This is a genomic window from Bradyrhizobium sp. (assembly GCF_036009065.1).
GTDB lineage: Bacteria > Pseudomonadota > Alphaproteobacteria > Rhizobiales > Xanthobacteraceae > Bradyrhizobium.
In genome coordinates this window covers 1-11,404 of record NZ_DASYMN010000391.1, presented here as the reverse complement: position 1 = coordinate 11,404, position 11,404 = coordinate 1, and the positions used below count along the sequence as shown (strand labels likewise).

Genomic DNA, 11,404 nt, shown 5'->3' with positions numbered 1-11,404 from the left:
TAACCGTTTGAAAATGATTCACTTCCGTCATGGCCGGGCTTTGACCCGGCCATCCACGTCTTTTGCTTCAGCGCGTCAAGACGTGGATGCCCGGCACAAGGCGGGCATGACGGGCAATTTTGCAAAGTAATCAATTACACGGATGCCGGCGGCCGTCCTGGCCGCGATAGGCGGCGGCGCTCTGCTTGCAGCGGACGGAGGTCGGACCGTCGTAGTAGGCCCAGGTGCCGGGGAAAGGGCCGGGTCCGTAATTATGCAGATAGCTGAACCAGGGGATGTGATAGCGGGAAACGTGATGATGGTGATGCCGGTGATGATGGCGGCGAACACCGTAGTCGGCGGCCTGCGCCGCGATCGGCGCGGCGATCAGCACGCTTGAGAGAAATGCCGCGGCGATCCATTTCAATCCGGTCATCATGCGCTCCTGAAAGACTGCGATCATAGAATGATTCGCGGAAAAACCGGTTCCAGACCCGGATCCCAATAGTTGCCACTACAATCTGCATATCATCAAACCCGCGGTTTGTGGTATCCCTGAAGCCATGAACCAGCACGCCAAAATCGACATCCGGCATTCCACCTGTCCGCATGACTGCCCGTCCGCCTGCGCCCTCGACATCGAGGTGATCGGCGGCCAGGCCATCGGGCGGGTGCGCGGCTCCAAGCTGCAAAGCTACACTGCCGGCGTGGTCTGCGCCAAGGTCGCGCGCTATGCCGAGCGCATTCATCACCCGGACCGCTTGATGCATCCGATGCGCCGCACCGGGCGCAAGGGCTCCGGCCAATTCGCGCGCATTTCGTGGGACGAGGCGCTGGACGAGATCGCTCAGCGGTTCGACGCCGCCGAGCGCGACTTCGGCGCCGAATCGGTGTGGCCCTATTACTATGCCGGCACCATGGGACTGGTGATGCGCGACGGCATCAACCGCCTTGCCCATGTGAAGAAATATTCCCGCTTCTACTCGACCATCTGCGCCAACGTCGCCCGCATCGGATTTGCCATCGGCACCGGCAAGATCGCCGGCGTCGATCCGCGCGAGATGGGCGTCTCCGACCTGGTCGTGATCTGGGGCACCAATCCGGTGAATACCCAGGTCAATGTGATGACGCACGCGATGCGCGCCCGCAAGGAGCGCGGCGCCAAGATCGCGGCGATCGATGTCTACAACAACGACACCATGAAACAGGCCGATATCAAAATCCTGCTGCGGCCCGGGACCGACGGCGCCTTCGCCTGCGGGGTCATGCATGTGCTGTTCCGCGAGGGCTTTGCCGATCGCGATTACATGGAGCGCTATACCGATTGCCCGGATGAACTCGAGCAGCATCTCAAGACCCGGACGCCGGAATGGGCGTCGTCGATCTCTGCGGTGCCGGTCGAAGAAATCGAGGCCTTTGCCCGTCTGGTGGGTCAGACCAAGCGCGCGTTCTTCCGCCTCGGCTATGGTTTTACCCGCAGCCGCAATGGGGCGGCGCAGATGCATGGGGCGTTGTGCATTCCGGCCGTGACCGGCGCCTGGCAGTACGAAGGCGGCGGGGCGTTCTTCAACAATATGGCGATCTGGAAGTTCAATGAATCCATCATCGAGGGCCACGACGCGATCGATCGCTCCGTTCGGATACTCGATCAATCGCAGATCGGACGTATTCTCACCGGCGATGCGGATGCGCTGCGAGGCGGCGGCCCGGTCAAGGCGATGCTGATCCAGAACACCAATCCGATGACGGTGGCGCCGGAGCAGGACCTGGTGCGCGCCGGCTTTGCGCGGGACGACCTGTTCATGGCGGTGCACGAGCAGTTCATGACCGAGACCGCGCAAATGGCCGATATCGTGCTGCCGGCGACGATGTTCATGGAACATGACGACCTCTATTATGGCGGCGGCCACCAGCACATTTCGGTCGGCGCCAAGTTGATCGAGCCCCCCGGCGAATGCCGCTCGAATCATGAGGTGTTGCAGGGCCTCGGCCGCCGCCTCAACATCTCGCATCGCGGCTTCGATCTGACGTCACGCGAACTGATCGATGAGACGCTGAAGCTCAGCGGGCACGGCGACATCGACACGCTGCAGGCCGACCTGTGGCGCGACATCCAGCCGGATTTTCGCACCGCGCACTACCTCGACGGTTTTGCGCATGCCGACAAGAAGTTTCACTTCAAGGCGGATTGGGCCCATCCCCCCTGGGGCATCGCCGGCATGGGTCCCTGGGAGCAGATGCCGTCGCTGCCGGATCACTGGACCATCATCGAGGAAGCCGACGAGGCGCATCCGTTCCGGCTTGCGACCAGCCCGTCCCGCAGCTTCCTCAATACGAGTTTTAATGAGACGCCGTCGTCGATTGCCCGCGAGGGTCCGCCGTCGGTGATGATGCACCCCGCAGATGCGGCGCGGCTCGGGATCGCCGACGGCGACGCCGTCACGCTGGGCAACACCCGCGGCGAGACCACGCTGACCGCAAAACTGTTCGACGGTCTGCGCCCGGGCGTGCTGATCGCGGAATCGGTGCAGCCCAACCACGCCCACATCGGCGGGCGGGGGATCAATACGCTGACCGGTGCAGAAGCGGTGGCACCGGTCGGTGGCGCCGCGTTCCACGACAACAAGGTGTGGGCGAAGAAGGCGGCGGCAACTTGAGAAGCGCGGGATCCTCATCCTGAGGAGCGCGCCCTCGCGCGCGTCTCGAAGGATGGCAGCACGCGCCTGTGGCCATCCTTCGAGACGCCGCGCAAGATGCGCGGCTCCTCAGGTTGAGGGTGGGGCGGGATGCAAATCCATCTTGCAGAGTCGTTGCATCCCGTAACTAATGTCCCGACCTCGTAATCGTTGTCGGGTGAAACTTGACCAACAGCCCCTTTTACACCGCCGAGCACATCGCCTATCGCGACGTGGTCCGCCGCTTCGTCGAAAAGGAAATCGAACCTTACGCCCATGAATGGGATGAGGCCGGCAGCTTTCCACGCGTGCTCTATGAGAAGGCCGCCGAAATCGGGCTGCTCGGCCTCGGCTTTCCGGAGGAATACGGCGGCACCCAAGTCGATAATTTCATGTGGATCGTGGCGGTCCAGGAATTGGCGCGGGCAGGCTGCGGCGGCGTCAGCGCCAGCCTCAAAAGCAATTCGATCGGCGCGCCGCCGATTGCGCGCGCGGGGTTGCCAGACTTCAAGGCGCGGGTGCTGCCCGAAATCCTGTCCGGCAAGAAGATTTCGGCGCTCGCCATCACCGAACCATCCGGCGGATCGGATGTGGCGAACCTGCGCACCTCGGCGCGGCGCGACGGCGATGTCTATGTGGTGAATGGCGAGAAAACCTTCATCACCTCTGGCATCCGCGCCGATTACATCACGACCGCGGTGCGAACCGGCGGGCCGGGACGCGGCGGCGTCAGCCTGTTGGTGATCGAAGGCGATACGCCGGGCTTGTCGCGCACGCCGCTGAAGAAAATGGGCTGGTGGGCGTCGGACACCGCGACGCTGCATTTCGACGATTGCCGTGTACCGGCCGAAAATCTGCTGGGCGAGGAGGGCGCAGGTTTTCGGCTGATCACGCATAATTTCAACGGCGAGCGGCTGACCATGGCGGCGGGCTGCATCGCCGCCGCACGGGTCTGCCTCGACGATGCGACCGAATATGCCAAACAGCGCCACACTTTCGGAAAGCCGCTGGCGCAGCATCAGGTCATCCGGCACAAGCTGGTCGATATGGCGCAAAAGGTCGCGGCGTCACAGGCGATGCTGGAAATGCTGGCGTGGCGGCTCGATCAGGGCGAGAGCCCGGTGGCGGAAATCTGCATGCTGAAGAACCAGGCCACGCAAACCATGGCGTTCTGCGCCTCCGAAGCGGTGCAGATTTTCGGCGGCGCCGGTTTTATGCGCGGCATCAAGGTCGAGCGCATCTACCGCGAGGTCAAGGTGAACGCGATCGGCGGCGGCAGCGAGGAGATCATGAAGGATCTTGCGAGCAGGCAGATGGGATTGTGAAGACACAAGCAGTGCCCTTATCCTGAGGAGCCGCGCGTAGCGTGGCGTCTCGAAGGATGGTGTGTGCTGCCATGGTTCGAGACGCGCGCCAAGGGCGCGCTCCTCACCATGAGGTAGGAGAGAGGGACGGAAACCATGATCACGCTCTACCATTGCAACGCCGCGCGCTCGTTTCGTCCGCTCTGGATGCTGGAAGAACTCGGTCTCCCATACGATCTCAAGATGCTGCCGTTTCCGCCGCGCGTTTTTGCCAAGGATTATCTCGCGATCAATCCGCTCGGCACCATTCCTTACATGATCGATGGCGATACAAGGATGTCGGAATCCTCCGGCATCTGCCATTACCTCGGCACGCGCTACGGCCCGACGCCGCTGGTCGTCGGCGTCGACGAGCCCGCTTATGGCGCGTTCCTGAACTGGATGTACTTCAGCGACGCCACGCTGACATTCCCGCAAACGCTGGTGCTGCGATACACCCGGCTCGAACCGGAAGAGCGGCGCAATCCGCAGGTCGCGACCGACTACGCGAAATGGTTTTTTGGCCGCCTGCGCGCCGTCGAAGCCGCGGCAGGGAAGGCCGACACGCTGTGCGCCGGCCGCTTCACGGTCGCCGACATTTCGGTGGGCTATGCGTTGCGGCTTGCCGAAAACATTGGCCTTGCCAAGGATTTCGGCCCCAACGTCGCGGCCTACTGGCAGCGCCTGCAGGCGCGCGACGGATTCAAGCGCGCGGTGGCCGCGGAAAATCTCGCCGGCGAGCAGCAGAACGTGCCGAAGCGGGTGTGAGTTCTCGTGCCCCGGACGCGGTGCAGCACGCCTTCTTCGGCGTGGTGCACCGCCGAGCCGGGGCCGTACCAAACGCCGGGGCTTGGTACGGTCCCGGTTCTGCGAAGCAGCGTCAAGAACGCTGCATCGCGCCCGGGACACGTGGCGGCGGTGACATCGCCCTGCATTTCTGTATTCTGCTCATCGCTCCGAGAACAGAGCAACCGGGAGACGCTTCATCCATGGGCGACAAGGCCGTCATCACCTGCGCGCTGAACGGCGTGCTGACCGATCCCAGGCAGCATCATGTGCCGGTGACGCCGCAAGAGATGGCGCGCGAGGCCAAGGCCGCCTTCGATGCCGGCGCCAGCGTGATGCACATTCATCTGCGCCAGCAGGCGCCGGACAAGGGCCACCTGCCGTCCTGGGAAGTCAGCGTCTCCCGCGAGATCCAGCAGGCGATCCGCGAGGCCTGTCCCGGCGTCATCATCAATCACACCACAGGCACGTCCGGACCGAACTACCAGGGCGCGCTGGATTGCGTGCGCGAAACAAAACCCGAGATGGCGGCCTGCAACGCCGGCTCGCTGAATTATCTCAAAGTAAAGGCCGACAACAGCTGGGCGTGGCCGCCGATGATGTTCGATAACGCGGTGGAGAAGGTGCAGGACTATCTCGACGTCATGCGGGAAGCGGGCACGATCCCCGAATTCGAGTGTTTCGACGTCGGCATCGTGCGCTGCGTCGGCATGTACCGGCAGACCGGGATGTATGCCGGGCCGCTGGAATACAATTTCGTGATGGGCGTTGCCTCAGGCATGCCCGCCGATCCGGACTTGCTGCCGATCCTGCTGAAATTGAAACTGCCGGACGCCAACTGGCAGGTCACCGCGATCGGCCGCGCCGAAATCTGGCCGCTGCATCAGCGCTGCGCCGAACTCGGCGGACATCTCCGCACCGGGCTGGAAGATACGTTTTATCTGGGCGATGGCACCAAGGTGACGTCGAACGGGCAGCTGATCGAAAGCCTTGCCGCGTGCGCCCGCCGGGCGGGGCGCGAGGTGGCGAGCCCTGCGGAAGCGCGGCGGATTTTCGGGATTTTGCAGTGATGCGCGCCCCCAAGCACTCCCGTCATCCTGAGGTGGCCGCGCATCTCGCGCGGCCCTCGAAGGATGGAGGCTGGGTACCGTGCGGCCATCCTGAGGGGCTCGGCATGAAGAATGCCGAGCACCTCAGGATGACGATGGAAATGTGGCGGCACGGGCAGACTGGCGGCCATGCCCATCCTTGACTCGACCATCGCGCCATCGAGCGACGCCTACAAGGCCAACCGCGCCGGTATGCTGGCGCTGATCGCGCGCATGCGCGCGCTGGAGGAGCGCACCCGTACCGCTTCGGCTGCCGCAAAGGATCGCTTTCACAAGCGCGGGCAGTTGCTGCCGCGCGAGCGCGTGGCGCTGGTGCTCGATCCCGGCTCGCCCTTCATCGAACTGTCGACGCTGGCGGGCTACATGTTCGACATTCCCGACGCCGACAAAAGCGTGCCCGGCGGCGGCGTTATTGCCGGCATCGGTTTTGTGGCCGGCGCCCGCTGCATGGTCAGCGCCAACGATTCCGGCATCGATGCCGGTGCGCTGCAACCCTACGGTCTCGACAAGACGCTGCGGGTGCAGGAACTGGCGCTGGAGAACAAGCTGCCTTACGTGCAACTGGTCGAAAGCGCCGGCGCCAATCTGTTGCGCTATCGCGTCGAAGACTTCGTCCGCGGCGGCAACATCTTTCGCAATCTGGCGCGGCTGTCGGCGGCGGGCCTGCCGGTGGTGACGGTGACCCACGGCTCGTCAACGGCGGGTGGCGCCTATCAGACCGGGCTGTCCGACTATATCGTGATGGTGCGCGGCCGCACCCGGGCGTTCCTCGCAGGTCCCCCGCTGCTCAAGGCCGCGACCGGAGAAGTGGCGACGGAAGAAGAACTCGGCGGCGCCGAGATGCACACGTCCGTTTCCGGGCTCGGCGATTATCTCGCCGAGGACGACCGCGACGCCCTGCGCATCGCGCGCGATATCATGGCCAAGCTGGAGTGGGACCGGCCGAGCGCGGGTGAAAACTTGCATCGTCCGCCGCGCCACGATCCGGAAGAACTTTTGGGCATCGTGCCGATGGACTACCGGCGTCCTGTCGACATGCGGCAGGTGATCGCGCGCATCGTCGACGATTCCGATTTCCTGGAATTCTCAGCTTTGTACGGCCCGGCCACCGTGTGCGGCCACGCGCGCATCGAGGGCCATGCGCTCGGCATCATCACCAACAACGGCCCGCTTGACATCGCCGGCGCCAACAAGGCGACGCATTTCATCCAGGTATGCTGCCAGTCGCGCACGCCGCTGCTGTATCTCAACAACACCACCGGCTACATGGTCGGCCGCGAATATGAAGAAGCCGGCATGATCAAGCACGGCTCGAAGATGATCCAGGCGGTGACCTCGGCCACCGTGCCGCAGATCACCATCTATTGCGGTGCATCGTTCGGCGCCGGCAATTATGGCATGTGCGGCCGCGGTTTCCATCCGCGCTTCTGTTTCTCGTGGCCGAACGCCAAGACCGCGGTGATGGGCGGCGAGCAGGCTGCCGAGACTATGGCCATCGTCACCGAGGCCGCCGCGATCCGGCGCGGCAAGCCAATTGAACGCGAAAAACTTGATGCGATGAAGGCGCAGATTATCGGCGTGTTCGACGGCCAGATGGATGTGTTTTCCACCAGCGCGCGCGTGCTCGACGACGGCGTGATTGATCCGCGCGACACCCGTGCCGTGCTGGCCGAGGTGCTCGCCATCTGCCAAGAGGCGGAGGCGCGCAACCCACAAGTCATGCAGTTTTCGGTCGCGCGGCCATGAGCTTTGAGGTGAGGCGCACGCCGTTCCGCAAAATACTGGTCGCCAATCGCAGCGAAATCGCGTTGCGCGTCATGCGCACCGCGCGCCATCTTGGCTATGGCGTGGTCGCGGTGTATTCGGACGCCGATCGGGACGCGATGCATGTGCGCGAGGCCGACGAGGCGGTGCGCATCGGCGGGCCGTTGCCGTCGCAATCCTATCTCAACATCGAGGCGATCATCGACGCGGCGAAATCCGCCGGCGCCGATGCCGTGCATCCGGGTTATGGCTTTCTCGCTGAAAATGAAGAGTTTGCCGATGCCTGCCGCGACGCCGGGCTGGTGTTCATCGGACCGTCGCCCGAATCCATCAAGGCGATGGGCAACAAGGCCGGCGCCAAAGCGATCCTGCAGGCCGCCGGAGTGCCTTGCGTCCCCGGCTATCAGGGCGCCGACCAGAGCGATGCCGTGATGCTCGCCGAGGCGCGGAAGATTGGCTTCCCCGTCATGATCAAGGCGGTGGCCGGCGGCGGCGGGCGCGGCATGCGGCTCGCGCCGGATGCGGCGGCGTTTCCGGATTTTTTGCGCAGCGCGCGCTCGGAGGCGCAAGGCGCGTTCGGGGACGCGACGGTGATTCTGGAGCGCGCCATTGTCAATCCGCGCCACATCGAAATCCAGGTGTTCGGCGACCGCCACGGCAACGCCATCCATCTCGGCGAGCGCGACTGTTCGGTGCAGCGCCGGCACCAGAAGCTGATCGAGGAAGCGCCCTCGCCGGTGGTGTCCCCGGAATTGCGGGCGCGGATGGGCGCCGTCGCTGTCAAGGCTGCCCGGTCGATCGGCTATGAGGGCGCCGGCACGCTGGAATTTTTGCTCGACGAAAGCGTCGACTTTTACTTCATGGAGATGAACACACGGCTGCAGGTCGAGCATCCCGTCACCGAGGCGATCACCGGCCTCGATCTCGTCGAACTGCAACTACGCATCGCCGCCGGCGAGCCGTTGGGATTGCGGCAGGAAGATGTGAATTTCTCGGGCCATGCTATCGAGGCGCGGCTGTGCTCGGAAGATGCCGCGCATGATTTCATGCCGCAGTCGGGCAAGATCGCGCTGTGGCAGATGCCGGATGAGCTGCGGGTCGAGCATGCGCTGCAATCCGGCTGCGAAATTCCACCGTTTTATGATTCGATGATAGCCAAGGTCATTGCTCACGGAACGACGCGCGAGGAGGCGCGGCGCAGGCTCATTCGAGGCCTTGAGCATGCCGTTGCGTTCGGCGTGATCACCAATCGGGAATTCCTTGCGGCGTGCCTGCGCCATCCGGCATTTGCGGCCGGTGAGGCGACGACGGCTTTCATTGCGCAATATCGCGACCAGCTGCTGATGCCGCGCGCGGAGGCGCAAGCCGCGCTTGCGGCGCTGCTGCTCCATGTCACCGGCCGCCACGCGCCGCGGTGGAAGAAGGGACGGACGCTGGCGGCGACATTTGCCGTTCCGGCGCGGTTAGAACTCGACGGGAAAATCCATGAACTGGAAATCGTGCGCGAACGCGACGGCGGCTATGTCGCGAGCCTCGAGGGCAGGAACGTGGGGTTCGAGATCGACGAGCTCGGACGCGACAGCATTCGCTTTCGCGTTAATGGCCTGGCGGAATCGGCGCGGTTCTTCCGCGATGGTGATGGTCTCTATTTGCAGCATCATGGTGCAACGCTTGCAGTCCGCGACCTGACGCTGGCCGTCCCGGCCGGCGCTGCGGTAGGCGGCAGCGACGGCAAGGTACGCGCGGCGATGAACGGCCGCATCGTCGCGGTTCTGGTCAGACAAGGCGAGCGCGTCGAGGCGGGGCAGCCGGTGATGACGCTGGAAGCGATGAAAATGGAACATGTGCACACCGCGCCGGTTTGCGGCACGATTTCCGCGATCGATGTCGCGGAGGGCGAGCAGGTGACCACCGGGAAAATCGTCGTCGAGATCGAAGCCAGTCCACCAGCGTGAGAAGCGAGCAGGGCAATGATCGACAATAGCAGCGTGGTACTTGAGAAGCGCGGAAGTGCATTCTGGATCACCATCAATCGCCCGGAGAAACGCAACGCCATCAACGGCGACGTCGTTGCCGGGATATCAAAGGGCTATCGCGACGCCCAAGACGACCCGGATGTGCGCGTCATCGTGCTGACTGGTGCGGGCGGCAAGGCGTTTTGCGCCGGCGCCGACCTTGTGAATACGGGCGCGGCCTTCGCATTCGATTTTTCAAAACCGAATGTCGATTATGCCGATCTGCTGCGGCTGGCGCAGAATGCGACAAAACCAGCGATCGCGCGGGTCAATGGTGTCTGCATGGCCGGCGGCATGGGATTGTTGTGCATGACCGACATGGCGGTGGCGGCGGAAGGCGCGATCTTCGGCCTGCCCGAAGTAAAAGTCGGCGTGTTTCCGATGCAGGTGATGAGCCTGCTGCAGGACATCGCGCCGCGGCGGTTGATCAACGAATGGGCGCTGACCGGCGAGCCGTTTGACGCCCGCGCCGCGCTGGCGGCGGGGCTTTTGAACCACGTGGTTCCGGCGGCCGAACTCGACGCAAAGATCGAATGGCTGATCGGCCGCATCGTCGACAAGTCGCCGACTGCGATCCGGCGCGGCAAATACGCCATGCGCGCCATCGCCTCGATGTCGTTCGACCAGAGCATCGCCTACACCGAAAGCCAGATCGCACTGACGGCGATGACCGAAGATGCCAAAGAGGGCCTTGCGGCATTCGGCGAAAAGCGCAAGCCGGCGTGGAAGGGGAAGTGAAGGTGCCCCATCCTGAGGAGCGCGCCCTTGCGCGCGTCTCGAAGGATGAGAAGAGGAGTGCGCTTGCGGCCATCCTTCGAGACGCCGCGCAAGCGCGCGGCTCCTCAGGATGAGGGCGGTATGTGAAGGCTCGATCCTCTACTCACCCCGCATTCGCCTTCAACCCCGCGGCCTCGATCCCCGCAATCGCGCAGATCTCGTCATTGTCCGAGGTGTCGCCGCTGACGCCGACGGCGCCGAGCAGCGTGCCGTTGTCATCCAGGATCATCACGCCGCCGGGCACCGGCACCATGCGGCCCTGCGCCAGCGTGTTCACGGCGTTGATGAAATAGGCCTGCTCCTGCGCGCGCTGGTGCAGCGCGCGCGATCCCATCCCCATGGCGAGTGCGCCATAGGCCTTGCCGTGGGCGATCTCGCTGCGCAGCAGGCTGGTGCCGTCCTGCGCCGCGGAGATCTTCACGCAGCCGCGGGGGTCGAGGACGGTGACGACCAGCGGCTTCAGTTTCTTCTCCACGCCCTTGGCCAGAGCCATATCGAGAATCCTGCGCGCGACGTCGAGGGTGAGGTTAGTCATGTGTTTTCCTTTCGGTTAAATTCCGTCATTCCGGGACGCGCCTCTTGGCGCGGGCCCGGAATCCATACTCACGATGGTGGTTATGGATTCCGGGCTCGCGCTTCGCGCGCCCCGGAATGACGAAACGAGACTCATCGCCAGCACGCGCGCGACATGCAGCGCTGTACGCCCGGTGCCGTCGGCGATCTGGTGCCGGCAGGAGGTGCCGTCGGCGACGACCAGCGTATCGGCGTCGGCGCGGCGGACCGCGGGCAGCAGCGACAATTCGGCCATTTGCAGCGACGCATCATAGGTCTCGGCGCCATAGCCGAACGCGCCGGCCATGCCGCAGCAGCTCGACTCGATGGTCTCGACATTAAGTCCAGGCACCAGCGTGAGCACGGTCTCGACCGCGCTGAAGGCATCGAATGCCTTCTGATGG

General features: G+C 64.1%; 9 protein-coding genes and 1 pseudogene. 7 read left to right on the top strand and 3 right to left on the bottom strand.

Features of this window, described 5'->3' with window-relative positions; translation table 11 throughout:
* Positions 1–130: 130 nt before the first annotated feature.
* Positions 131–415 (bottom strand): hypothetical protein, encoded by a 285-nt coding sequence (locus tag VGP39_RS23985; protein ID WP_414644788.1) that lies wholly within the window; start codon positions 413–415, stop codon positions 131–133.
* A gap of 127 nt (positions 416–542) precedes the next feature.
* Here VGP39_RS23985 and VGP39_RS23980 point away from each other — a divergent pair, with 127 nt between their 5' ends.
* The 7 genes from VGP39_RS23980 to VGP39_RS23950 all read left to right on the top strand — a co-directional run bounded on the left by VGP39_RS23980 (position 543) and on the right by VGP39_RS23950 (position 10,409).
* Positions 543–2,636 (top strand): molybdopterin oxidoreductase family protein, encoded by a 2,094-nt coding sequence (locus VGP39_RS23980; RefSeq protein ID WP_327570582.1) that lies wholly within the window; start codon positions 543–545, stop codon positions 2,634–2,636.
* Between the two features lie 203 nt (positions 2,637–2,839).
* Positions 2,840–3,979 (top strand): acyl-CoA dehydrogenase family protein, encoded by a 1,140-nt coding sequence (locus VGP39_RS23975; RefSeq protein ID WP_327570581.1) that lies wholly within the window; start codon positions 2,840–2,842, stop codon positions 3,977–3,979.
* Positions 3,980–4,114: 135 nt separating this feature from the next.
* A complete protein-coding gene (locus VGP39_RS23970; protein ID WP_327570580.1) occupies positions 4,115–4,765 on the top strand; it encodes a glutathione S-transferase family protein in 651 nt (216 codons plus the stop codon).
* A 221-nt stretch (positions 4,766–4,986) separates the two neighbouring features.
* Positions 4,987–5,853: a 3-keto-5-aminohexanoate cleavage protein gene (locus VGP39_RS23965; RefSeq protein ID WP_327570579.1), complete on the top strand. Its 867-nt coding sequence runs from the start codon at positions 4,987–4,989 to the stop codon at positions 5,851–5,853.
* Positions 5,854–6,021: 168 nt separating this feature from the next.
* A complete protein-coding gene (locus VGP39_RS23960) occupies positions 6,022–7,638 on the top strand; it encodes an acyl-CoA carboxylase subunit beta (RefSeq protein ID WP_327570578.1) in 1,617 nt (538 codons plus the stop codon).
* The gene (locus VGP39_RS23955; RefSeq protein ID WP_327570577.1) at positions 7,635–9,611 is read left to right on the top strand and encodes an acetyl-CoA carboxylase biotin carboxylase subunit; all 1,977 of its coding nucleotides are present in this window, start codon (positions 7,635–7,637) and stop codon (positions 9,609–9,611) included. Before VGP39_RS23960 ends, VGP39_RS23955 begins: the two co-directional genes overlap by 4 nt.
* Before the next feature lie 15 nt (positions 9,612–9,626).
* Positions 9,627–10,409, top strand: a complete 783-nt coding sequence (locus VGP39_RS23950) for an enoyl-CoA hydratase/isomerase family protein (RefSeq protein WP_327570576.1) — start codon at positions 9,627–9,629, stop codon at positions 10,407–10,409.
* 142 nt (positions 10,410–10,551) lie between these two features.
* Here VGP39_RS23950 and VGP39_RS23945 read toward each other — a convergent pair whose 3' ends face one another.
* Together VGP39_RS23945 and VGP39_RS23940 are read right to left on the bottom strand one after the other, a co-directional pair.
* On the bottom strand, positions 10,552–10,983 hold the full coding sequence (locus VGP39_RS23945; RefSeq protein WP_327570575.1) for a heme-binding protein: 432 nt from the start codon (positions 10,981–10,983) through the stop codon (positions 10,552–10,554).
* A 15-nt stretch (positions 10,984–10,998) separates the two neighbouring features.
* Positions 10,999–11,404, bottom strand: a pseudogene (locus VGP39_RS23940) (hypothetical protein); the annotation flags it as partial.